General features: G+C 71.4%; 17 protein-coding genes. 12 read left to right on the top strand and 5 right to left on the bottom strand.

The features are described 5' to 3' along the window. Window positions 1-29 precede the first annotated feature (29 nt). The 6 genes from AB0L37_RS18350 (at window position 30) to holA (ending at window position 7373) form a co-directional block, all read left to right on the top strand. On the top strand, window positions 30-878 hold the full coding sequence (locus AB0L37_RS18350) for a DegV family protein (protein ID WP_365505931.1): 849 nt from the start codon (window positions 30-32) through the stop codon (window positions 876-878). A 150-nt stretch (window positions 879-1028) separates the two neighbouring features. Further along, on the top strand, window positions 1029-2054 hold the full coding sequence (locus AB0L37_RS18345; protein ID WP_365505928.1) for a ComEA family DNA-binding protein: 1026 nt from the start codon (window positions 1029-1031) through the stop codon (window positions 2052-2054). An 80-nt stretch (window positions 2055-2134) separates the two neighbouring features. Then, window positions 2135-4729: a ComEC/Rec2 family competence protein gene (locus AB0L37_RS18340; RefSeq protein WP_365505926.1), complete on the top strand. Its 2595-nt coding sequence runs from the start codon at window positions 2135-2137 to the stop codon at window positions 4727-4729. A 356-nt stretch (window positions 4730-5085) separates the two neighbouring features. Then, the gene (locus AB0L37_RS18335) at window positions 5086-5967 is read left to right on the top strand and encodes a YceI family protein (protein ID WP_365505924.1); all 882 of its coding nucleotides are present in this window, start codon (window positions 5086-5088) and stop codon (window positions 5965-5967) included. Between the two features lie 105 nt (window positions 5968-6072). Then, entirely contained in the window at window positions 6073-6318 is a 246-nt protein-coding gene (locus tag AB0L37_RS18330; protein WP_365505921.1) for a hypothetical protein, read from the top strand. Window positions 6319-6383: 65 nt separating this feature from the next. Beyond that, complete coding sequence (holA, locus tag AB0L37_RS18325) at window positions 6384-7373, top strand: DNA polymerase III subunit delta (protein WP_365505918.1); 990 nt, start codon at window positions 6384-6386, stop codon at window positions 7371-7373. A 292-nt stretch (window positions 7374-7665) separates the two neighbouring features. Here holA and rpsT read toward each other — a convergent pair whose 3' ends face one another. Then, window positions 7666-7932, bottom strand: a complete 267-nt coding sequence (gene rpsT, locus AB0L37_RS18320; protein WP_338696377.1) for a 30S ribosomal protein S20 — start codon at window positions 7930-7932, stop codon at window positions 7666-7668. A gap of 222 nt (window positions 7933-8154) precedes the next feature. Here rpsT and lepA point away from each other — a divergent pair, with 222 nt between their 5' ends. After that, on the top strand, window positions 8155-10020 hold the full coding sequence (lepA, locus tag AB0L37_RS18315; protein WP_365505915.1) for a translation elongation factor 4: 1866 nt from the start codon (window positions 8155-8157) through the stop codon (window positions 10018-10020). A gap of 248 nt (window positions 10021-10268) precedes the next feature. Further along, entirely contained in the window at window positions 10269-12155 is a 1887-nt protein-coding gene (locus AB0L37_RS18310) for a long-chain fatty acid--CoA ligase (protein ID WP_365505913.1), read from the top strand. A gap of 30 nt (window positions 12156-12185) precedes the next feature. Here AB0L37_RS18310 and AB0L37_RS18305 read toward each other — a convergent pair whose 3' ends face one another. Then, complete coding sequence (locus AB0L37_RS18305) at window positions 12186-12767, bottom strand: response regulator (protein WP_365505910.1); 582 nt, start codon at window positions 12765-12767, stop codon at window positions 12186-12188. A gap of 11 nt (window positions 12768-12778) precedes the next feature. Beyond that, window positions 12779-16861, bottom strand: a complete 4083-nt coding sequence (locus AB0L37_RS18300; protein ID WP_365506224.1) for a HAMP domain-containing protein — start codon at window positions 16859-16861, stop codon at window positions 12779-12781. A gap of 228 nt (window positions 16862-17089) precedes the next feature. Between AB0L37_RS18300 and AB0L37_RS18295 the strand changes: the two genes are divergently transcribed. After that, a complete protein-coding gene (locus AB0L37_RS18295) occupies window positions 17090-19015 on the top strand; it encodes a SpoIIE family protein phosphatase (protein WP_365505907.1) in 1926 nt (641 codons plus the stop codon). Between the two features lie 39 nt (window positions 19016-19054). Beyond that, on the top strand, window positions 19055-20287 hold the full coding sequence (gene hemW, locus AB0L37_RS18290; protein ID WP_365505904.1) for a radical SAM family heme chaperone HemW: 1233 nt from the start codon (window positions 19055-19057) through the stop codon (window positions 20285-20287). 120 nt (window positions 20288-20407) lie between these two features. Here hemW and AB0L37_RS18285 read toward each other — a convergent pair whose 3' ends face one another. Together AB0L37_RS18285 and AB0L37_RS18280 are read right to left on the bottom strand one after the other, a co-directional pair. Continuing rightward, a complete protein-coding gene (locus AB0L37_RS18285; RefSeq protein WP_365505901.1) occupies window positions 20408-21226 on the bottom strand; it encodes a DUF3097 domain-containing protein in 819 nt (272 codons plus the stop codon). Between the two features lie 34 nt (window positions 21227-21260). Beyond that, a complete protein-coding gene (locus tag AB0L37_RS18280) occupies window positions 21261-22010 on the bottom strand; it encodes an MBL fold metallo-hydrolase (protein WP_365505899.1) in 750 nt (249 codons plus the stop codon). Between the two features lie 140 nt (window positions 22011-22150). Here AB0L37_RS18280 and hrcA point away from each other — a divergent pair, with 140 nt between their 5' ends. After that, window positions 22151-23167 (top strand): heat-inducible transcriptional repressor HrcA, encoded by a 1017-nt coding sequence (gene hrcA / locus AB0L37_RS18275; protein WP_365505896.1) that lies wholly within the window; start codon window positions 22151-22153, stop codon window positions 23165-23167. Next, window positions 23168-24304 carry a molecular chaperone DnaJ gene (gene dnaJ, locus AB0L37_RS18270; protein ID WP_365505893.1) on the top strand — a complete coding sequence of 379 codons (1137 nt, stop codon included), beginning with the start codon at window positions 23168-23170 and terminating at the stop codon, window positions 24302-24304. It begins immediately after the preceding gene. Window positions 24305-24313 lie beyond the last annotated feature (9 nt).

The raw sequence follows: 24313 nt of genomic DNA, 5'->3' as shown, positions 1-24313 counted from the left end.
GACGGGCCCCGGCGGGTAACCTCCGGTGCATGTCCCGCCATGTCGCGATCGTCACCGATTCAACGGCCTACCTGCCGCAGCGGACGATGGAGCGCCACAACATCACGGCGGTGCCGCTGACCGTGGTTCTGGGCGACCAGGCGCTCGAGGAGGGTACGGAGATCTCCGCCCGCTCGGTCGCCGAGGCGCTGCGCAAGCGCCGCTCGGTGACCACGTCGAGACCCTCCCCCGAACTGTTCGCCGAGACCTACCGCAAGGTCGCCGAGACCGGCGTCACCGGCATCGTCTCGCTGCATCTGTCGTCCGAGATCTCCGGCACGTACGACGCCGCGGTGCTCGCCGCGCGCGAGGCGCCGGTGCCGGTGCGCGTCGTGGACACCGGGATGGTGGCGATGGCCCTCGGCTTCTGCGCCCTGGCGGCGGTGGAGGCGGCCGACGCCGGAGGCACCGTCGACGAGGCGGTGCTGGCCGCGGAGAAGCGGGCCGCGGGCACCTCCGCGTATTTCTACGTCGACACCCTGGACTACCTGCGGCGCGGCGGGCGGATCGGTGCCGCGCAGGCACTGTTCGGGTCCGCGCTCGCGGTCAAGCCGCTGCTCCAGCTCGACGGCGGCCGCATCGAACTCCTGGAGAAGGTCCGCACGGCGTCGAAGGCGATCGCCCGGTTGCAGGAGATCGTCGCCGAGCGCGCGGGCGACGGGCAGGTGGACATCGCCGTCCATCACCTGGCCGCGCCGGAGCGGGCCCAGGTGCTGGCGGACTGGCTGCGCGAGCGGGTGCCCAACCTCGGCGAGCTGCACGTCAGCGAGGTGGGGGCGGTGATCGGGGCGCACACCGGGCCGGGGCTGTTGGGCGCGGTGGTCTCGCCTCGGTCGTAGGGGCGAGCACCGGTCCCCGGGGCGGCTTCCCGGGGCGGGTCCCCGGGTTTTCACCGGTCCGGGCGGTCGAGTTATCCACAACTGCCGGGTTCTCCCCGGGAATTGACCAAGATCCACTGAGCCGTGGTGATGTGCCTACCGTTTCGTGGCATGGCACTTCGATCACTGTCACGGACAGCACAGGCATCCAGCGGGCCGGGGCGCGGCCCCGCATCCGACAGCCGCGCCCGCCACCGGCACGTCGTTCGGCGGAGGACGCGGCGCAGGCGCATCGCGGCGGAGCAGACCCGATTGCGCGCGGAGGCGCTGTTCGCGCCGCCCGAGAGGCACCCCGTGCAGGCTCCCGCGCCGCAGAAGGGCAGGGCGCGGAACCCCGCACACGACGAGCCGGTTTCGCGCGCTCCCGGGCCTGAGCCGGACCCCGGGCCGCCGGTGCTCCCATGGCGGGAGCGGGCCGCGCTCGCCGTGCGCGACCGGCTGCCGCTGTGGGTGCAGACGCGGTGCGGGATCGAGCGGCGGGGCGCGACGGCGCTGGCCGTGGTGCTCGGTGTGCTGGCCCTCTTCGCCGTGCAGCACTTCTGGAGCGGGCGCACGCAACCGGTTCGGGCGCCCGAGGCCGTGCGTGCGGCGGCGCCGGAAGCGGTCGCGGCGGACGCCGGGCCGTCGGGGAGCGGGCAGACGCGGGGCGGTCCCGAGATCGGGGAACCGTCCGCCGCGGCATCGACCGGGGGCGGCGCCGGGATCGTGGTGGACGTCAGCGGCAAGGTCCGGCAGCCGGGGGTTCACCGACTGCCCGCGGGGGCACGGGTGGCGGACGCGCTGCGGGCGGCCGGGGGAGTCAGGCCAGGCACCGACACCTCCGGGCTGAACCGGGCGCGGCTGCTGACGGACGGCGAGCAGGTGCTGGTGGGGGCTCCGGCGGAGGCCGCGGCGCCACCGGGCGGGCCGGGCGGCGCGGCCGCCCCGGCAGGCTCGGCGTCGGCGGGGCCGATCGGGCTCAACACGGCCACCGTGGAGCAGCTCGACACCTTGCCGGGGGTGGGCCCGGTGCTGGCGCAGCACATCATCGACTACCGCACCGAGCACGGCGGTTTCCGTTCGGTCGACGAACTGCGCGAGGTCAACGGCATCGGGGACCGCCGCTTCGAGGACCTCCAGAATCTCGTCCGGCCATGAAGCGCGGGGCGATGACGCCGAGGGCTGTGACGCGCAGGGCTGTGACGCGTACGGCCGCGCGGGGGCGGAGAGTCGAGCGGGTGGGCGCCGAGTTCCAGCAGGTGGTCGGGCGCCTCGGAGACGCGGACCCGCGTCAAGAAGGGCCGCCGGACCTGAGGTTGGTGCTGCCCGCCCTGGCGGCGTGGGCGACGGCGGCTCTCGCGCTGACGGCGCCGGCCGGCTGGTCGGCGGGTGGGGCGGTGGTGTGCCTGGTCGTGGGGGCGGGACTGCTGGTGGCGGAGCGGATACGCGGACGCCGCTGCGGGAAAGCGTCGTGGCGGCGCCCGTCCGCGGCCGTGCTGCTCCTGTGCATCGCGGCGGCGGCCGCCTCCGCAGGGCTGCACGCAGCCGATCTGCACCGTGGCCCGCTGCCTGCCCTGGCCGCCCGGTACGCCCGGGTGAGCGTCGAGCTGGAGGTCACCTCCGACCCGCGGCTCACGCGGCCGCGGATCCGAGGGGACCACGCGGCGCCGACCGCGGTGCTCGTCGAGGCGGATGTGGTGCGGGTGACGAGGGCGGACGGAGCCGAGTCGCGGACTCGGGCGCCTGTACTGGTGCTGGTCGATGCGGCGCGCGCGGACGGCGGGGCTGACGCCGTCGGCCGGCCCGGCGCCGTCGGCCGGCCCGGCGCTGACGGCCGGGCCGATGTCCCCGGCGCCGGCCCCTGGCTGGCCCTGCTGCCCAGCACCCGGCTGCGCGTGAGCGGCGGGCTCGCGCCCCCGCTCAGGGACGGCGAGAAGATCGCCGCGGTGCTGCGCGTCGGGGCGGGGGTGCGGCCGCACGTGGTGGCTGCGCCGAGCGGGCCGCAGCGCCTGGCCGGGACCCTGCGGGCGGGGCTGCGGGCGGCGACGGACGGATTGCCGGCGGACGCGCGGGCCCTGCTGCCCGGCCTCGTCGTCGGCGACACGGCACGGGTCACGCCGGAGTTGCACGCGGCTTTCCAGGCGACGGATCTGCTGCATTTGATGGCCGTCAGCGGAGCCAACTTCACCATTCTGCTGGCCCTGTTGATCGGTCCGCCCGGCACCGCGCACCGGGTCGAGCGGCGGGGCATCGCGCCCCGCGTCGGACTGTCGCTGCGGTCGACGGCGCTGCTGGGCGGGGCGCTCACGCTCGGCTTCGTCGTGGTGTGCCGGCCCGAACCGAGCGTGCTGCGCGCCGCGTCCTGCGGGCTGATCGCGCTGCTCGCCGTCGCCACCGGGCGCCGCAGATCGCTGATCCCGGCGCTCGCCACGGCCGTCCTGCTGCTCGTCCTGTACGACCCGTGGCTGGCGCGGAGTTATGGGTTCCTGCTGTCGGTGCTCGCGACCGGGGCGCTGCTGACGCTGGCGCCTCGATGGAGCGCGGCGCTGCGCGGACGCGGCGTTCCGGCGCGGCTCGCCGAGGCGCTCGGGGCCGCCGCTGCCGCCCAGACTCTGTGCGCGCCGGTGGTCGCCGTGCTCGCGGCGCGGGTGAGTCTGGTGGCGGTGCCGTGCAACCTCCTCGCGGAGTTCGCCGTGGCTCCGGCGACGGTGCTCGGGTTCGGGGCGCTGGCGGCCGCGCCGGTGGCGATGCCGGTGGCCGAGTTCCTTGCCTGGTGCGCCGGCTGGCCCGCGGGGTGGATCGTGGACATCGCCCGCACCGGGGCCTCGTTGCCGGGCAGCGGGGTGGACTGGCCGGGCGGCTGGCGAGGGGGTGCGCTGCTCGCACTCGGGACGGCGGTACTCGTCGTGGTCGGGCGTAGAGTGCTCAAGTCGCCCTGGATCAGCGGGATCTGCGTACTGGTGCTGCTTCTGGTGCTCGTCCAGCCGGCGCCGTTGACCCGGATCGTCACGGGGTGGCCGCCGCCGGGGTGGCGCCTGGTCATGTGCGACGTGGGGCAGGGGGACGCGCTCGTGCTCGCGGCGGGAGCGGGGGCGGGGGTGGTGGTGGACGCGGGGCCCGACCCGTTGCTCGTGGACCGGTGTCTGCGGTCGCTGGGCATCACCACTGTCCCCCTCGTGGTGCTGACGCACTTCCACGCGGACCATGTGGCGGGGCTCGCGGGGGTGTTGCGGGGGCGCTCGGTCGGGGCGATCGAGACGACAGGGTTCGCGCAGCCCGCGGACCAGGCGGCGTCCGTCCTGGCCCTCGCGGCGGCGCGCGGGATTCCGGTGACCCGGGCGGTGGCGGGCGAGCGGCGCAGGGCCGGGCCGCTCGACTGGCAGGTGCTGTGGCCGCAGGCCCGCCCGGCACCCGCCCCCGACGGGCCCAACGAGGCGAGCGTCACGCTGCTCGTGCGCACCGCGGGTCTGACCCTGCTGCTCCTCGGCGATCTCGAACCTGCGGCGCAGCGGGCCCTGTTGAGAGCGGGCGCGGACGGGCTTCCGCCGGTGGACGTGCTCAAGGTCGCCCACCACGGATCGGCGTACCAGGACCCGGAGCTGCTGCGCCGGGCCGCGCCCCGGCTCGCGCTCATCAGCTGTGGCGTGGACAACCCCTATGGCCACCCGGCGCCGAGCACGGTCGAGGCGTTGCGGGACCGCGGAGCGGCGGTGCTGCGGACCGACCGGGACGGAGCGGTCGCCGTCGTGGGGGAGGGCGACGTGGGGGAGGGCCGGGGGACGACGGGGCGAGCCGGCGGGGCGGGGCTGGAGGTGGCGCATATAGGTCGGTGATCGTGCCCCCTCAGGGGTGCGGGGAGAGGCGGTGAGGGCGGGGCGATCCCCGCGACGAACCGCGAGGGTGCTGCGTGTCATGGGGTGCGCGCCCTGGGTGACGAGGTGTCGGTGCGTATGACAAGGAGTTCGGCGGACCGTGCCCGAGCTGTTGCTACCCGTGAGTAGAAATGCCTCTGACCTGCCGAAATGTCAACCGGAGGGGGTAATTCGGCGCACTCGGGGGCAGCTGTGCACCTACCTCGGCATTCTTGCGATGTGGGCCCGTGTTGCCTCGAAAGCCGCAACGGTGATCGAATGCTTCTTCGTTGAAGTAGTGACGGACGTTGTCAAGGCACACCTGGGGTGGGTAGTTCATGTTCGGCCGCTGGCTGGGAAACCGTACGAACCGGGCTCAACGGACAAGTCCACTGGCGGCGTTGACGATGCCGCCCAGCGCGGGGGTGCTCACCTGTCGCGTTCTCGACCCGGTCAACGAGCCGGTGCGCGGCGCCGAGTTCGCGGTGAGCGACGCGATGGGGCGCAAGGTGGTCAGCGGGGGCACCGACCCGTTCGGCTCCTTCATGGCGGCCGTGCCCGCCGGTGACTACCGGCTCGCCGTCTCCGCCGAGGGGTACGCGCCCTACCGGGCCAACGCGACCGTCGCGGAGAGCGGCCACGCCTCCCTCGGTGACGTGACGCTCCAGGTCACCCCGCCGCCGCAGCTGCCGCGGTCCGGCGACTGGGAGATCGAGCCGATGCACTCCTCGATCGCGTTCACGGCACGGCACATCGGGCTCGCCCGGATCCACGGTCGCTTCAACACGTTCGCCGGGGCGCTGCGCGTCGCCGACCGTATCGAGCAGTCCGCGATGCACGTCGTCATCGACGCCTCGTCCATCGACACGAACGTGAAGATGCGCGACGACCACCTCAGGTCCGCGGACTTCCTCGACGTCGACCGCTTCCCGACCCTGGAGTTCTACAGCGAGCGGTTCATCCACAAGGGCGGCAGCCGCTGGGCGATCCCCGGCGCGCTCACCCTGCACGGTGTGACCCGCACGGTCACCCTCGACGCGGAGTACCTGGGCCTGGGCAACGGCATGGAGGGCGAGACCCGCGCCGCCTGCCGGGCCACCGTCGAGCTGCACCGCGACGACTTCACCGTCAGCTGGCAGACCATGCTGGCCAGGGGCATCGCCGTCGTCGGCTCCAGCGTCAAGATCGAGCTGGACGTGCAGATCGTGCCCAAGGGCTGACGGGTCGTGCCCAGGGCTGACGGGTGGTGCCCAGGGCTGACGGTCGCGAGCCGCTGACCGCCGGCCCGGTTCGGGGTGACCGCCGCCGTGCCCGAAAATGGTTCCGTGAGCGATGAGAGACACGTACTGGTGCTGCCGGACCGCGACGCCGCGGACGAGGCCGCGGAGGCGCTGAAGGAGCGTTTCGCGGTCGCCGAGGAGCCCCAGCTCGTACGGGACGCACTGGCCGGTGAGGACGACGCCGAGGACGCGCAGTGGCTGGTCGTCGTCGAGGACCCGGCGGGGCGGCTCGACCCGGACGAGCTGGACGCGTTCGCCGGCGAGTGGGACGGCTGGCGCGAGGAGCAGTGAGCCGGGCGTCGGGCTCTTAGGCGGGCGGGCCGGGTTGTCAGTGCCGCGTGGGATGCTTGACCGCGATGGCCAGGAACACTGCACACGACGACCCGCTCGCCCCCGTCACCGTCGCGGTGGGCCAGGAGGATCTGCTGCTCGACCGCGCGGTGCAGCAGGTGGTGGCGGCCGCGCGTGCCGCCGACGCGGACACGGACGTACGGGACCTCACGCCGGACCAGGTGCAGCCCGGCACGCTCGCCGAGCTGACCAGCCCGTCGCTGTTCGCCGAGCGCAAGGTCGTCGTCGTGCGCAATGCGCACGACCTGTCGGCCGACACGATCAAGGACGTGAAGGCGTACTTCGGCTCGCCCGTCGAAGAGATCACGCTGGTCCTGCTGCACGCCGGCGGCGCCAAGGGCAAGGGGCTGCTCGACGCCGCCCGCAAGGCCGGGGCGCGCGAGGTGGCCTGCCCCAAGATGACCAAGCCGGCGGACCGGCTGGCGTTCGTGCGCGGCGAGTTCCGCGCGCTCGGCCGCTCCGCGACCCCCGAGGCGTGCCAGGCCCTGGTCGACGCGATCGGCAGTGACCTGCGCGAGCTGGCCTCCGCCGCCACGCAGCTCGTCTCCGACATCGAGGGGACGATCGACGAGGCCGTCGTCGGCCGCTACTACACGGGGCGGGCCGAGGCCTCCAGCTTCACCGTCGCCGACCGGGCCGTGGAGGGCCGGGCCGCCGAGGCGCTGGAGGCGCTGCGGTGGTCGCTCGCGACCGGCGTCGCACCGGTGATGATCACCAGTGCGCTGGCGCAGGGCGTGCGGGCCATCGGGAAGCTCTCGTCCGCGCGGGGCGGGCGCCCCGCGGATCTGGCGCGGGAGCTCGGGATGCCGCCGTGGAAGATCGACCGGGTGCGTCAGCAGATGCGGGGCTGGACGCCGGACGGGGTCGCCATGGCGCTGCGTGCCGTGGCCGAGGCCGACGCCGGCGTCAAGGGCGGTGGGGACGACCCGGGATACGCCCTGGAGAAGGCCGTGGTCACCGTCGCGCGGGCCGCGCGGGCCGGACGCAACCGCTGAATCTCGCCCCCGCCGCCCCTTCCCTTCCCGTCCCTGAGGGCTGCGCCCCCAGACCCCCTTCGGCCTGGACGGCCTCGTCCTCAAACGCCGGACGGGCCGGTACGGACACACCGAGGCCCCGGCCAGGAAACCTGGTCGGGGCCTCGGGTCACGCATGAGGTGAGCCGCACCCGCGTGGCGAACGCAGGCCGCGTGCGGCTCGGGGGCCGGTCGGGGGCGGATGAGAGAGGGCCCGCCCGGGTCCTTCCGGCGTTCAGATCAGGTGTCCGGGGACGAGCCCCGAACGTCAGGTTCAGGCCTTGATGGACGCGACCTGCGAAGCAAGCGCCGACTTCTTGTTGGCGGCCTGGTTCTTGTGGATGACGCCCTTCGAGGCGGCCTTGTCGAGCTTGCGCGCGGCCTCGCGCGCGGCGACGGTGGCCTTCTCGACGTCACCCGCGGCAGCGGCCTCGCGGGCCTTGCGGATCGCGGTCTTCAGGGAGGACTTGACGGCCTTGTTGCGCAGCCGAGCCTTCTCGTTGGTCTTGATCCGCTTGATCTGGGACTTGATGTTCGCCACGAAATGAGCCTTTTCAGGTTCAGGCACAGGCCCGCGAAGGACCCGTACCGATGATTTTTACCGAGTGTGCCTCGCGCTGAGAGGGCATGAGACACAGCTGCCCACGGTACCAGCCGTACTCCCACCGGCCCAAACCCGGCGCAGTCCCGCCGCCGTGGGACCATGGAAGCTACGTATCGATCCGACCCGAGGCATAAGGCGCCTCAAGAGACAGGACCCTGCGTGCCCGCGACCCCTAAGAATGTGCCCGAGCCGAGCCGTACCGACCCGGCTCTGATCCGCAATTTCTGCATCATCGCGCACATCGACCACGGCAAGTCCACGCTCGCCGACCGCATGCTCCAGCTGACCGGTGTGGTCGAGCAGCGGCAGATGCGTGCTCAGTATCTCGACCGGATGGACATCGAGCGCGAGCGCGGCATCACGATCAAGTCCCAGGCCGTGCGTCTGCCGTGGGCGCCCACCGACGACCCCGGCAAGACGCACATCCTCAACATGATCGACACCCCGGGCCACGTGGACTTCACGTACGAGGTCTCGCGCTCGCTCGCCGCGTGCGAGGGCACGGTCCTGCTCGTCGACGCCGCCCAGGGCATCGAGGCCCAGACCCTCGCCAACCTGTACCTGGCGATGGAGAACGACCTCAAGATCATCCCGGTGCTCAACAAGATCGACCTGCCGGCCGCCCAGCCCGAGAAGTTCTCCGAGGAGCTGGCCAACCTCATCGGCTGCCAGCCCGAGGACGTGCTCAAGGTCTCCGCGAAGACCGGCATCGGCGTCGACGCGCTGCTCGACAAGGTCGTCGCCGAGATCCCCGCGCCGGTCGGCGTCGCCGACGCCCCCGCCCGCGCGATGATCTTCGACTCGGTCTACGACTCGTACCGTGGCGTCGTCACGTACGTCCGTGTCATCGACGGCCAGCTCAACAAGCGCGAGCGCATCCGCATGATGTCGACCGGCGCCACCCACGAGCTGCTCGAGATCGGGACGAACTCGCCCGAGATGCTGGCGGCCGACGGCCTCGGCGTCGGCGAGGTGGGCTACCTGATCACCGGCGTGAAGGACGTCCGCCAGTCCAAGGTCGGTGACACGATCACCTCCCTGCACAACGGCGCGACGGAGGCCCTCGGCGGCTACAAGGACCCGAAGCCGATGGTCTTCTCGGGGCTGTATCCGCTGGACGGCTCGGACTACCCCGAGCTGCGCGACGCCCTCGACAAGCTTCAGCTCAACGACGCCGCGCTGGTGTACGAGCCGGAGACCTCGGCCGCACTCGGCTTCGGCTTCCGCGTCGGCTTCCTCGGCCTGCTGCACCTCGACGTGATCCGTGAGCGCCTGGAGCGCGAGTTCGGGCTCGACCTGATCGCCACCGCGCCGAACGTGGTCTACCGCGTCGACATGGAGGACGGCTCCGAGCACGTCGTCACCAACCCGAGCGAGTTCCCCGAGGGGAAGATCGACAAGGTCTACGAGCCGGTCGTGCGCGCCACCATTCTCGCGCCGTCCGAGTTCATCGGCTCGATCATGGAGCTGTGCCAGACCCGGCGCGGTGTGCTGCTCGGCATGGACTACCTCTCCGAGGACCGGGTCGAGATCCGCTACACGCTGCCCCTCGCGGAGATCGTCTTCGACTTCTTCGACCAGCTGAAGTCCAAGACCCGCGGCTACGCCTCGCTCGACTACGAGCCCACCGGCGAGCAGACCGCCAACCTGGTCAAGGTCGACATCCTGCTGCACGGCGACAAGGTCGACGCGTTCTCGGCGATCACGCACCGGGACGCGGCCTACTCCTACGGCGTCCGGCTCGTCGCCAAGCTGCGCGAGCTCATCCCGCGCCAGGCCTTCGAGGTGCCGATCCAGGCCGCGATCGGCTCCCGGGTCATCGCCCGCGAGACCATTCGCGCCATCCGCAAGGACGTCCTCGCCAAGTGCTACGGCGGTGACATCTCCCGTAAGCGGAAGCTGCTCGAGAAGCAGAAGGAAGGCAAGAAGCGCATGAAGATGGTCGGCTCCGTCGAGGTGCCGCAGGAAGCCTTCATCGCGGTTCTGTCCAGCGACGACTCCGGTGGCGGCAAGGGCAAGAAGTAACCCGGACGGCCTTACCGGCAGGTTCGGCGGAGGACGTGCCCCAGCGGTGGGCCCGGCGCGCACAGGCGTGGCGGGCCCACCGCTTTTGTGTGGGCCCTGTGTGGGCGGAGGCCGCTGGGACGGCCCGGTGGAAGTTGAGGGCCGGTGCCTCTTACGCGGCGGGCGAGTGACGCTTACCCTGATCACTGCTCCATAGTTACTCGCCAGTTAAACAAGCCAGCCGCACCGCCGCGGGCCCGGAGGACGTCGTGAGCGACACACAGACCCTGATCGAGAACCGTCCGCCCTCTGTGGCGTCTCTCTTCCTGGAGCGCGTGGCGGCCACACCGGATGCCGAGGCGTACCGCTACCCGGTGCCCGCCGCCGGTGAAGGACCCGACGAGTGGAAGTCGCTGAGCTGGGCGCAGGCCGCGCAGCGTGTCTACTCCATCGCCGCCGGCCTGGTCGAGCTCGGGGTGCAGCCGGAGGAGCGGGTGGCGCTCGCCGCCTCGACGCGGGTCGAGTGGATCCTCGCCGACCTCGGCATCATGTGCGCGGGCGCGGCGACCACGACGATCTACCCGCAGACCAACGCCGAGGAGTCGGCGTTCATCCTCTCCGACTCCGGGTCGAAGGTGCTCGTCGCGGAGGACGCGGCGCAGCTCGCCAAGGCGCGCGAGCAGCGGGCCGAGCTGCCCGAGCTCGCGCACGTCGTGGTGATCGACGCGACCGGGGTCGAGCCCGACGCCGCCGACCCCGACGGATGGCTGCTCACCCTGGAGGACCTGGAGGCGCGCGGCGCCGCCTACCTGGAGAAGAACCCCGAGGTCGTCAAGGAGCGGGTCGGGGCGATCCAGAAGGAACAGCTGGCCACGCTCATCTACACCTCGGGAACGACCGGGCGCCCCAAGGGCGTTCGGCTCCCGCACGACAACTGGTCGTACATGGCGAAGGCGATCGCGGCGACCGGGCTCGTCGGTCCGGACGACGTGCAGTACCTGTGGCTGCCGCTCGCGCACGTCTTCGGCAAGGTGCTCACCAGCGGGCAGATCGAGGTCGGGCACGTGACGGCGGTCGACGGGCGCGTCGACAAGATCATCGAGAACCTGCCGATCGTGCAGCCCACGTACATGGCCGCCGTGCCGCGCATCTTCGAGAAGGTCTACAACGGCGTCGCCGCGAAGGCGCGCGCCGGGGGCAACGCCAAGTACAAGATCTTCCAGTGGGCGGCCGGTGTCGCGCGCGAGTACGCGAAGGTCAGCCAGGACAACTTCCGCAGGACCGGCGTGAGTTCGGTGCCCTTCGGGCTCGGGGCCAAGCACAAGGTCGCCGACGCGCTCGTCTACAGCAAGCTGCGCGAGGCGTTCGGCGGGCGGCTGCGGGCCTGTGTGTCGGGGTCCGCCGCGCTCGCGCCCGAGATCGGATACTTCTTCGCCGGCGCGGGAGTTCACATCCTGGAGGGGTACGGGCTGACCGAGTCGTCGGCCGCCTCCTTCGTCAACCCCGGTGAGGCGTACCGGACCGGGACCGTCGGCAAGCCGCTGCCCGGCACGGACGTACGGATCGCGGACGACGGCGAGATCCTGCTGCGCGGCCCCGGCATCATGGCCGGCTACCACGGGCTGCCCGAGAAGACCGCCGAAGTCCTGGAGAGCGACGGCTGGTTCCACACCGGGGACATCGGTGAGCTGTCCGTGGACGGGTACCTGAGGATCACCGACCGCAAGAAGGACCTCATCAAGACGTCCGGCGGCAAGTACATCGCGCCCGCCGAGGTCGAGGGCCAGTTCAAGGCGGTGTGCCCGTACGTCTCCAACATCCTGGTGCACGGCGCCGACCGGAACTTCTGCACCGCGCTCATCGCGCTCGACGAGCCCGCGATCCTCGACTGGGCCAAGGAGAACGGGCTGGAGGGCAAGTCGTACGCCGATGTCGTGGCCGCGCCCGCCACGGTGCAGCTCGTCGAGGGCTACGTGAAGGAGCTGAACCAGGGGCTCCAGCGCTGGCAGACCATCAAGAAGTTCAAGCTGCTGCCGCGTGATCTCGACATCGAGCACGGCGAGTTGACGCCCAGCCTCAAGCTGAAGCGGCCGGTCGTCGAGCGGGAGTACAAGGAGCTGCTCGACGAGATGTACGCGGGAAGCCGCGAAGGCTAGGCGGAGTCGCCCGACGATGCGTCGTCCCGGTCAGGGGCGGCGCATCGTGCGCAACGTTTCCTCCATCTCCGCGAGGTGCGTGCGCAGTTGGTTCACCTCCGGGTTCGGATGGGCGGCCAGGCTGTGCTCGATCGAGTCCATCCGGGCGGCCAGGCTCTCGAACTGCTGCTGTTCGCGCGCCAGCAGCCGCTCCAGCTGGCGGTTCTTGCGGTGCAGGTCGAGGAAGACGGTGACCTTGGCCCGCAGCACCCACGGGTCGAAGGGCTTGGTCAGGTAGTCGGCGGCGCCGGTCGCGTAGCCCCGGAAGGCATAGCCGGCGTCCGCGTCCGTGCCCGTGAGGAAGATGATCGGGACGTCCTTCGTCTGGTCCAGGCGCTTGATGTTGGTCGCCGTCTCGAAGCCGTCCATGCCGGGCATCCGGATGTCCAGGAGCACGACGGCGAAGCGTCGGCGCAGCAGCGCCTTCATGGCCTCCTCGCCCGAACGGGCCCGCACCAAGGGCTCGTTGAGTGTTCCGAGGACGGCTTCCAGGGCTACCAGGTTGTCCTCCATGTCGTCGACCAGCAGGATGCTGGCGCGATCATGGGAACCGGTCTCTGCGGGGGTGGTCATGTGGCGGTGCCTCACTCGGTCGTCGGCGGGGCGACGGGCTCTCCTTCGACCTCCCGTGGCTCCAGGTCGGCGGCTTCGCCGTCGGAGGTGTCGGTGGCCTCGGGAGCAAGGAGGTCGCAGACGACAGTCAGCAGTTGGTCCACGTCCACCGGCTTGGGGACGTAGTCGTTGGCGCCCTTGGCGATCGACTTCTCACGGTCGCCGGGCATCGCCTTCGCGGTGAGCGCCACGATGGGCAGCCCGGCCCAGCGTGGTGTCCTGCGGATGACGGAGATGGTCTCGTAACCGTCCATCTCCGGCATCATGATGTCCATCAGGACCAGCTCGATGTCCGGGTTGCGGTCGAGCGTCTCGATGCCCTCCCGGCCGTTCTCCGCGTACAGGACCGGCATGCCGACCCGGCCGAGGACGTGGGTGAGCGCGAAGACGTTGCGGATGTCGTCGTCGACGATGAGGACGCGGCGGCCCGGCAGGATCTGGCCGGCCCGGCCCTGACGCCACTGCTCCAGCTTCGTCGGCGTCGGCCAGTTGTCCTCCTGCTCGTGGATCGTGTACGCGTCCGCGCTCTGGTTCTGCTGGGCGGGCACGAGCGGCGCCTGGTCCGGGTCGGGCAGTTCCTGCGGCCCGTCGGCGGCCGGGTCGTGGCCCGGATAGACGACAGGGACGTACAGCGTGAACGTGGAGCCCTCGCCCGGCTCGCTCTCGGCGATGATGCGGCCGCCGAGCAGCCCCGCGATCTCCCGGCTGATGGACAGGCCGAGGCCCGTGCCGCCGTACTTGCGGTTGGTGGTGCCGTCGGCCTGCTGGAACGCCTCGAAGATGACGGGGAGTTTGTCGCGGGCGATGCCGATGCCGGTGTCCGAGACGGCGAAGGCCAGCAGGTCGTCGGCCTCGCGCACGAGCGTGTGCTCCGGGTCCTTGATCCGCTTGACCCGCAGCTCGACCTTGCCGTTCGCGGTGAACTTGATCGCGTTCGACAGGAGGTTGCGCAGGATCTGCTGGAGGCGCTGCTCGTCGGAGAACACCTCGCGCGGCACGTCCTCGCCGACCGACACCTCGAAGGCGAGACCCCGGTCGAGGGTGATCGGCCGGAACGTGGCGTGGACGTAGTCGAGGAGCTTGATGAGGGGCAGCTTCTTGGGTCGTACGTCCATGCGCCCGGCCTCGATCTTCGACAGGTCGAGGATGTCGTTGATGAGTTGGAGCAGGTCGGAGCCCGAGCGGTGGATCGTCGTCGCGAACTGGACCTCCTGGTCGTTCAGATGCCCGTCCGGGTTGTCGGAGAGCAGGCGGGCCAGGATGAGGAGGGAGTTGAGGGGGGTGCGGAGTTCGTGCGACATGTTCGCCAGGAACTCCGACTTGTACTGGGAGCTGGTCGCCAACAGGGCGGCCTTCTCCTCCAGTTCGGCGTTCGAGCGCTGCAACTCCGCCTGCTGGCGCTGGAGTTCGTCCGATCGTTCCTGCAACTGCGTGGCCAGGCGCTGGGATTCGCCGAGCAGGGACTCGGTGCGGGAGTTGGCGATGATGGTGTTGATCGCGACGCCGATCGTGTTCACGAACTGGTCGAAGAACGCCAGGTGGACGTCGGAGAAGCGGGAGAACGAGGCCAGCTCGATGACGCCGAGGAGCTTGTCCTCGAAGAGGATCGGGATGATGACCACGGACGCCGGTGCCGCTTCCCCGAGCCCGCTGTTGATCTTGATGTAGTCCGGCGGCGCCTCCTCGACGAGGATGCGCTTCTTCTCCAGCGCCGCCTGCCGTACGAGCCCGTGCACCGGCATGCCGCCCGTGTCGACGACGAGGGCCGCCGCCGAGCCGTACCCCGCGATGTAGGCGAGCCCCTTGGTGGGGATGGCCGAGCGGATCGGGGTGTCGTCCTCGTCGGGCTCGGCGAGGAAGAAGGCGCCGTACTGCGCGTTCACCAGCGGCGTCAGCTCGCGCAGGATCAGGTCCGCGACCTCCATCAGGTCGCGGTGGCCCTGCATCAGTGCCGCGAGGCGGGCCAGGTTCGACTCCAGCCAGTCCTTCGCGCGGGTCGTCTCGCGGAGGTTGGCCACCATCAGGTTGATGTTGTCCTTGAGCTCGGCGACCTCGCCCTGGGTCTCCACGGTGATGGAGCGGGACATGTCGCCTGAGGTCACCGCGGAGGCGACCTCGGCGATGGCGCGCACCTGTGTGGTCAGGTTCGAGGCCAGCTCGTTCACGTTCGTCGTCAGGCGCTTCCAGGTGCCGTACACGCCCTCGACCCGCGCCTGGCCGCCGAGCTGTCCCTCGGAGCCGACCTCGCGGGCCACGCGGGTGACCTCGGAGGAGAAGGAGGAGAGCGTGTCGACCATCGTGTTGATGGTCGTCTTGAGTTCGAGGATCTCGCCGCGCGCGTCGACGTCGATCTTCTTGGACAGGTCGCCCTGCGCCACCGCGGTGGCGACCTGCGCGATGTTGCGCACTTGGGAAGTCAGGTTGTCCGCCATGTAGTTGACGTTGTCGGTCAGGTCCTTCCAGACGCCTGACACGCCGTGCACGGTTGCACGCCCGCCGAGGCGGCCGTCGGTGCCCACCTCGCGGGCCACGCGGGTCACCTCGTCGGCGAATCCCCGTAGCTGCTCCACCATCGTGTTGACGGTGTCCTTCAGTTCGAGGATCTCACCGCGCGCGTCGACCGAGATCTTCTTCGACAGGTCGCCCTGGGCCACGGCGGTGGTGACCTGGGCGATGTTGCGGACCTGCGAGGTCAGGTTCGACGCCATGAAGTTGACGTTGTCGGTGAGGTCCTTCCAGACGCCGGAGACCCCGCGGACCTGGGCCTGGCCGCCCAGGTTTCCTTCCGTGCCGACCTCGCGGGCGACGCGGGTGACCTCGTCGGCGAAGGCGGAGAGCTGGTCGACCATCGTGTTGATCGTCGACTTCAGTTCGAGGATCTCGCCCTTCGCCTCGACGGTGATCTTCTTGCCGAGGTCGCCCTGTGCCACGGCCGTCGACACGAGCGCGATGTTGCGGACCTGGGACGTCAGGTTGTCCGCCATGAAGTTGACGTTGTCGGTGAGGTCCTTCCAGACGCCGGAGACGCCGCGGACCTGGGCGCGGCCGCCCAACTGGCCTTCGGTGCCGACCTCGCGGGCGACGCGGGTGACCTCGTCGGCGAAGGCGGAGAGCTGGTCGACCATCGTGTTGATCGTCGACTTGAGTTCGAGGATCTCGCCCTGCGCGTCGACGGTGATCTTCTGGCTCAGGTCGCCGTTGGCCACGGCGGTGGTGACCTGGGCGATGTTGCGGACCTGCGAGGTCAGGTTCGACGCCATGAAGTTGACGTTGTCGGTGAGGTCCTTCCAGACGCCGGAGACGCCGCGGACCTGGGCGCGCCCGCCCAACTGGCCCTCCGTGCCGACCTCGCGGGCCACGCGCGTGACCTCGTCGGCGAAGGCGGAGAGCTGGTCGACCATCGTGTTCACGGTCAGCTTCAGTTCGAGCAGCTCGCCCGTCGCCTCGATCGTCACCGTGCGCGTCAGGTCACCCCGCGCCACCGCCGTCGTCACGAGTGCGATGTCGCGGACCTGAGCGGTCAGGCGCGAGGCCATCGTGTTGACGGCCTCCGTGACATCGCGCCAACTCCCGGACAGGCCCTGGGCCTTGGCGCGGCCGCCGAGGCGGCCCTCGGTGCCGACCTCGCGCGCGACGCGGGTCACCTCCCCGGTGAACAGGGAGAGCTGGTCCACCATCTTGTTGACGGCGCCGCCCAACCTCCGTAGATCCCCGCGGAGTTGACGTGTGCCGTCGTGCAGATCGACGCGCTGGGTCAGGTCGCCGCCCGCCACCGCGTCGAGCACCCGCGTGGCGTTGGCCGCCGGGGCGACCAGCGCGCCGATGATGGTGTTGACGTCGTGGATCCGGGTCGCCCAGCCGCCCTGGCCCGGGCTCGCCTCAAGGCGTTCGTCGAGACGCCCGTGACGGACGATCTCCCGGCGCACCCGCGTCAGTTCGACGTTGTAGTGGGTGCTGCGGTCAATGATCTGGTTGAAGACCGCGCCGAGCTCACCCACCAGGCCGTCACCGCTGTCCGGGACCCGGATGAAGTTCCCGTCGCGGGCGGCCGTCATCGCGGCAAGGAGCGCACGGAGGTCGGAGGTCCGGATCACCTCACCCGGGGGTGCGACCACCGCCTGACCCGATGTCCCGTTCGAAACCGCCCTCTTCGGTGCAGGCTTGGCACTGTTCTCACTCATAGCGGCCCACTTCGGTAACTCGGCGCTTATGGGCGCGGTCAGTCTGTCACTCTGAGCGTGTCGCCCGAGGCGTCTTTGCCACAACTGCTCTGGAGCCGAAAAGTGGGGTCGATTCCTGTCCAGCGGGAAACCGCCGCCTTCGCCGCCGACCTGCCGGACCACTCGCACGAAGGGCACGCAGGACCGGTGGAGGCGCGCACCTCGCTGCCCGGGAACCAACTGGCCCCCGCCGCGGCCCGGCGTTTCGTCCGCGCGACGCTCGACGGCTGGGCGGAGGCCGAACCGCCCGGGGCGGAAGGGGCCGTCGACCGGCTGGCCGACGACGCCGTGGTCATCGTCAGCGAACTCGTCACGAACGCCGTCGTGCACGCCGGCACCAGCGTCGACGTCCTGTGCCACCTGACCGGCGCCGCCCTCGTCATCGAGGTCACCGACCACCATCCGGCGCGCGCCCTGCGGGGCGAACACCCGGGCCGCGCACCGGACATGCCCGAGTACGGGCGCGGCCTGCGCCTCGTCGCGTCGCTCTCCGAGTCGTGGGGCATCACGTACAGGACCGGCACCAAGACCGTCTGGGCCCGGCTGCCCGCCGCGGGCACCGAGCTGCCCGCGGCCGAGGCCGACCCGCAGTCCACGACCCGTGCCCTCCAGCGCGGCCTGCACGCCACGGAGTTCCTCGCGCCGCCGCCCCGGCGCGCCCCCGACCGGGACTGGGTCAACCGCGGCGCCCTCTCGTTCCTCGCCGAGGCCTCCGACATGCTCGCCGGGCAGCTCGACGTCGACATGGTCGCCGCCCTCGTCGGCCAGCTCCTCGTCCCGCGGCTCGCGGACTGGTGCGCGGTCTGGTTCTACGACGAGGAGGGCCGCGGCATGCCGGGACCCGTCGAGCCCGACACCCGCGGCACCGGCGCCATGCCGCCGCCCCGCCTCGCCCGCGTCTGGCACTCCCACGAGGGCCGCATCGAGGAACTCCGCCGGCTCCTGGAGAAGGAACCGCCGCGGCTGCCCGACAGCCCGCACTCCGCCCCCGTCGCCGTGCCCTGGCCCTTCGCGACGCAGGGTGAGACCGGGGCCGCGCTCGCCTACCGGCTCTCCGCGGGCGGCCGGGCGCTCGGCATCCTGCTCATCGGCCGCGCCGGGCTGCCGCACTTCCCCGACGAGGTCACCGGGCTCGTCGAGGACTTCAGCCGCCGCGTCGCGCTGGCCGTCAGCGCGGCCCGCCGCTTCACCCGGCAGGCCACCATCAGCCGCATCCTCCAGCGCGGCCTGCTGCCGTCCGCCATCGCCGAGATCCCCGGCATGAAGAGCGCTCTCGTGTACGAGCCGAGGGAGGCGGGCGGCCCCGGCGGCGACTTCTACGACGTGTTCCCCGCGAGCGACGGCCGCTGGTGCTTCGCGCTCGGCGACGTCCAGGGCAAGGGCCCCGAGGCCGCCGTGGTGATCGGTCTCGCCCGGCCCTGGCTGCGGCTGCTCGCCCGCGAGGGCTACCCCGTCGCCCAGGTCCTCGACCGGCTCAACCGGCTGCTGCTCGACGACGCCACCGAGGCCGCCGACTCCGCCGCCCGCGCGCTCGCGGCCGCCGCCGGCGGACAGGGCGTGCCGCCCGAGGGCTCGTCCGCCCGCTTCCTCTCGCTGCTCTACGGCGAACTGACGCCCACCGAGTCGGGCGTGACCTGCACGCTCGCCTCCGCCGGGCACCCGCTGCCGCTGCTGATGCGGCCGGGCGGCGAGGTCGTCCCCGCGGCCGGGCCGCAGATGCTGCTCGGGGTCGTCGACGACCCGGACTACACGAGCGAGACGTTCGAGATGCTCACCGGCGACACCCTGCTGTGCGTCACCGACGGGGTGACGGAGCGGCGCCGCGGACACCTCCAGTTCGACGACGCCGACGGGCTCGCGCACGCCCTCGCCGGGTGCGCAGGGCTGACCGCGCCGCTGGTCGCGGAGCGCATCCGGCGCCTCGTGCACGCCTTCGCGGACAGCCCGCCCGACGACGATCTGGCGCTGCTCGTGCTCCAGGCGCAGTGAGCGGCGCTGCGGATTTCCCGGAGGCGGGACAATGGGTCCATGCCTTCCGCACTCCCCGACGGTGAGCCCGTACCCGACGACGGCTCGCTGCCCCCCTCGGCCCTCGCCGACGCCGCGTCGCGTCCGCTCGGCTTCTACCTGCACGTCCCGTACTGCGCCACGCGCTGCGGCTACTGCGACTTCAACACGTACACGGCGACCGAGCTGCGCGGCAGCGGCGGTGTGCTCGCGTCCCGGGACAACTACGCGGACCAGGTCGTCGACGAGGTGCGGCTCGCCCGCAAGGTACTCGGCGACGACCCGCGCCCCGTGCGGACCGTGTTCGTCGGAGGCGGTACGCCGACGCTGCTCGCCGCCTCCGATCTCGTACGGATGCTGAAGGCGATCCGGGACGAGTTCGGGCTCGCGGACGACGCGGAGGTGACGACCGAGGCGAACCCGGAGTCGGTCGACCCGGCGTATCTGGAGGAGCTGCGGGCCGGGGGCTTCAACCGGGTGTCGTTCGGCATGCAGAGCGCGCGGCAGCACGTCCTGAAGGTCCTCGACCGTACGCACACGCCGGGGCGGCCCGAGGCGTGCGTCGCCGAGGCGCGGGCGGCCGGGTTCGAGCACGTGAACCTGGATCTGATCTACGGGACGCCGGGGGAGACCGACGACGACTGGCGGGCGTCCCTCGACGCGGCGCTCGGGGCGGGGCCCGACCATGTGTCGGCGTACGCGCTGATCGTGGAGGAGGGCACGCAGCTCGCCCGGCGGATTCGGCGGGGCGAGGTGCCGATGACCGACGACGACGTGCACGCCGACCGGTATCTGATCGCGGACGAGGTGCTCTCGGGGGCCGGGTTCGACTGGTACGAGGTGTCGAACTGGGCCACGTCCGAGGCGGGGCGGTGTCTGCACAACGAGCTGTACTGGCGGGGGGCCGACTGGTGGGGGGCCGGGCCCGGGGCGCACTCGCATGTGGGCGGGGTGCGGTGGTGGAACGTGAAGCATCCCGGGGCGTATGCCGCTGCTCTGGGTGCGGGGAGGTCGCCCGGGGCGGGGCGGGAGGTGCTGGCCGACGAGGACCGGCGGGTCGAGCGGATTCTGCTTGAGCTGCGGCTCAAGGAGGGGTGTCCGTTGTCGTTGCTGCGGGAGGCGGGGCTCGCGGCCGCGCGGAAGGCGTTGGGGGAGGGGCTGTTGGAGGCCGGGCCGTTCGGGGAGGGGCGGGCTGTGCTGACGTTGCGGGGGCGGTTGTTGGCGGATGGGGTCGTGCGGGAGCTGGTGGACTGAGGCTGGGCTGGGCCGGGCTGCTGGGCGGGGGCCTGACGGGAGCGCTCGCCCCGCGCTGGGGGCCGCCTTGCCCACCGTGCCGCCCTAGGCGGCAGATTGCCCAAGGCTCGGGCGGCGGGGTCACGCCGTGACGAAGTCGATGAGTTCTTCCACTCGGCCCAGGAGTTCGGGTTCCAGGTCCTTGTACGTGCGGACCCGGGACAGGATGTGCTGCCAGGCCTCGCCCGTGTTCGCCACGCGCCAGCCGAGCGCGCGGCACACGCCCGTCTTCCAGTCCTGGCCGTGCGGGACGCGGGGCCACGCCTCGATGCCCACCGACGACGGCTTCACCGCCTCCCAGATGTCGATGTAGGGGTGGCCCACGACCAGGGCGTGTTCGCTCGTCACCGACTGGGCGATCCGCCATTCCTTGGTGCCGGGGACCAGGTGGTCGACCAGGACGCCGAGGCGGGCGTCGGGGCCCGGCGCGAAGTCGGCGACGATCGCCGGGAGGTCGTCGACGCCCTCGAGGAACTCGACCGCCACGCCCTCGATGCGCAGGTCGTCGCCCCAGACCCGCTCGATGAGCTCCGCGTCGTGCTTGCCCTCGACGTAGATGCGTCCGGCCCGGGCCACCCGGGCGCGGGCGCCCGGCAGCGCCACCGAACCGGAGGCGGTGCGCGTGGGGCGCACGGGCGCTGCCGCCGTCGGGCGCACCAGCGTGACGACCTTGCCCTCCAGGAGGAAACCGCGCGGCTCCATCGGGAACACGCGCTGCTTGCCGAAGCGGTCCTCCAGCGTCACCGTCGGCCCCTGCGCCGTCTTCTCCACGCGGATCACGGCTCCGCAGTAGCCGGTGGTGACCTCTTCGACGACGAGGTCCGGCTCGGCCGGTACCTCGGGCACCGGCTTGTTCCGCTTCCAGGGGGGAGTGAGGTCGGCGTGGGAGTACTGGCGCATTTGGCCGACGATATGAGAAGCCGGGGCGCCCGTCCTAGGACACGCCGAAGCGGGTCGCCAGTGCGGCGCGCTGCTCGCGGACAAAGCCCGCATTCACCACGGATCCGTGTCCGGGGACGTAGCGTGCGTCCTCGCCGCCGAGTTCGAGGAGCCGGTCGAGCGCGGCCGGCCAGTGGCGGGGCGCCGCGTCCGAGCCCGCCTGCGGCTCGCCGGACTCCTCGACCAGGTCGCCGCAGAAGACGATCTCCGGGGTGCCGGCCGCGCCGGGCACGAGGACGACGAGGTCGTGGCCGCTGTGCGCCGGGCCGACGTTCGCGAGCAGCACCTGGAGGCCGCCGCCCAGGTCGAGCGTCCACTCCCCGCACACCCGGTGGTGCGGCGTGACGAGCAGGTCGGCCGCATCGGCCGCCGCGTCCGGGCCGAGGCCGTTGCGTACGGCACTGGCGCGCACCGCGTCCGCTCCGTGCGCGAAGACGGTGTCGATGCCCACGGCCCCGTACACCTCGACACCCGCGAACGCGGCCGTGCCGAAGACATGGTCGAAGTGCGGGTGCGTGAGCGCGATGTGCGTCACTCTCCCGTGTTCGGTCAGGAGGCGCTGGGCGTCCGCGCGCAGCTGGGAGCCTTCACGCAGTGAGGATCCGGTGTCGATCAGCAGGGCGGCGCCGTCCCCCACGACGAGGCCGGTCGTGCAGTCCCAGCCGGGCAGCCGGACCCGCCCCACGCGCGGGGCCAGCTCCTCCCAGCCCGCCGCTGCCCAGTCGATACGTACGTCACGTTCCATGCGTACGACGCTAGCGGCCTTGCCGGGGCCGTACCTCACGGCCGTACACTGAGGCGGGGACGACTGGCACTCACCCGTAGCGAGTGCCAAATAGGACGTTCGAGAAGATCACGACGGGAAGCCGCTGGAGGTGTGCGCCGATGCTCAGTGAACGCAGGCTCGAAGTGCTGCGCGCCATCGTCCAGGACTATGTCGGGACCGAGGAGCCCGTGGGCTCCAAGGCGCTCACGGAGCGGCACCGCCTCGGCGTCTCGCCGGCGACGGTGCGCAACGACATGGCCGCCCTGGAGGACGAGGGATACATCGCCCAGCCGCACACCAGTGCCGGGCGCATCCCGACCGACAAGGGGTACCGCCTCTTCGTCGACAAGCTCACGAACGTGAAGCCGATGACCGCTCCCGAGCGGCGCGCCGTCCAGAACTTCCTGGAGGGCGCCGTCGACCTCGACGACGTCGTCGGGCGGACCGTGCGGCTGCTCGCGCAGCTCACCCGGCAGGTCGCGATCGTCCAGTACCCGTCCCTGACCAGGTCCACCGTGCGCCATGTCGAGCTGCTCTCGCTGGCGCCCGCCCGTGTGATGCTCGTGCTGATCACGGACACTGGGCGCGTCGAACAGCGGATGGTCGACTGCCCGGCGCCGTTCGGCGAATCGCCTCTGGCGGATCTGCGCGCCCGGCTCAACAGCCGGGTCGCGGGCCGCCGCTTCGCCGACGTACCGCAGCTGGTGCAGGATCTGCCGGAGGCCTTCGAGGCGGAGGACCGCGGCACGGTCTCGACGGTGCTCTCCACTCTTCTGGAGACGCTCGTCGAGGAGTCCGAGGAGCGGCTGATGATCGGCGGCACCGCCAATCTCACCCGCTTCGGACATGACTTTCCCCTCACCATCCGGCCCGTCCTCGAGGCCCTTGAGGAGCAGGTCGTGCTCCTCAAGTTGCTTGGTGAGGTGGGGGATTCGGGCATGGCCGTACGGATCGGTCACGAGAACGCACACGAGGGACTCAACTCCACGTCCGTCGTGTCGGTCGGCTACGGTTCGGGCGGCGAGGCAGTCGCCAAGCTCGGTGTCGTCGGACCGACACGCATGGATTACCCGGGAACGATGGGAGCAGTACGCGCAGTGGCACGTTACGTCGGACAGATCCTGGCGGAGTCGTAAGTGGCCACGGACTACTACGCCGTACTCGGCGTGCGCCGCGACGCTTCCCAGGACGAGATCAAGAAGGCTTTTCGGAGGCTCGCGCGCGAGCTGCACCCGGACGTGAATCCGGATCCGAAGACCCAGGAGCGGTTCAAGGAGATCAACGCCGCCTACGAGGTGCTCTCCGACCCGCAGAAGAAGCAGGTCTACGACCTCGGGGGCGACCCCCTGTCGCAATCCGGCGGAGGCGGGGCCGGAGGCTTCGGCGCCGGTGGGTTCGGGAACTTCTCGGACATCATGGACGCGTTCTTCGGTACGGCGTCGCAGCGTGGGCCCCGGTCCCGTACGCGCCGTGGCCAGGACGCCATGATCCGGCTCGAGGTCGAGCTGGACGAGGCCGCCTTCGGGACCACCAAGGACATCCAGGTCGACACCGCTGTGGTGTGCACGACCTGCAGCGGTGAGGGCGCGGCGCCCGGGACCTCCGCCCAGACCTGTGACATGTGTCGCGGGCGCGGCGAGGTCTCGCAGGTCACGCGGTCCTTCCTCGGCCAGGTCATGACCTCGCGGCCGTGTCCGCAGTGCCAGGGATTCGGGACCGTGGTTCCGACGCCCTGCCCCGAGTGCGCCGGTGACGGCCGCATCCGGTCGCGGCGGACGCTGACGGTGAAGATCCCGGCCGGTGTGGACAACGGGACGCGGATCCAGCTCGCCGGTGAGGGCGAGGTCGGTCCCGGTGGCGGGCCCGCCGGTGACCTCTACGTCGAGATCCACGAGCTGCCCCACCCCACGTTCCAGCGGCGCGGCGACGATCTGCACTGCACGGTGACGATCCCGATGACCGCGGCGGCCCTCGGTACGAAGGTGCCGCTGGAGACGCTCGACGGGCTCGAGGAGATCGACATCCGGCCGGGCACGCAGTCCGGCCAGTCGGTGCCGCTGCACGGGCGCGGTGTCACGCATCTGCGGGGCGGCGGCCGTGGCGACCTCATCGTGCACGTCGAGGTCACGACGCCGCAGAAGCTCGATCCCGAGCAGGAGCGGTTGCTGCGGGAGCTGGCGAAGTTGCGGGGCGAGGAGCGGCCCACGGGGCAGTTCCAGCCGGGGCAGCAGGGGTTGTTCTCGCGGTTGAAGGATGCGTTCAACGGGCGTTGAGCTTGTGTC

It is taken from the genome of Streptomyces sp. NPDC052225, assembly GCF_040679615.1.
Taxonomy (GTDB): Bacteria; Actinomycetota; Actinomycetes; order Streptomycetales; family Streptomycetaceae; genus Streptomyces.
The sequence above is the reverse complement of the archived record's forward strand: the minus strand, read 5'-3'. Positions and strand labels throughout refer to the sequence as shown.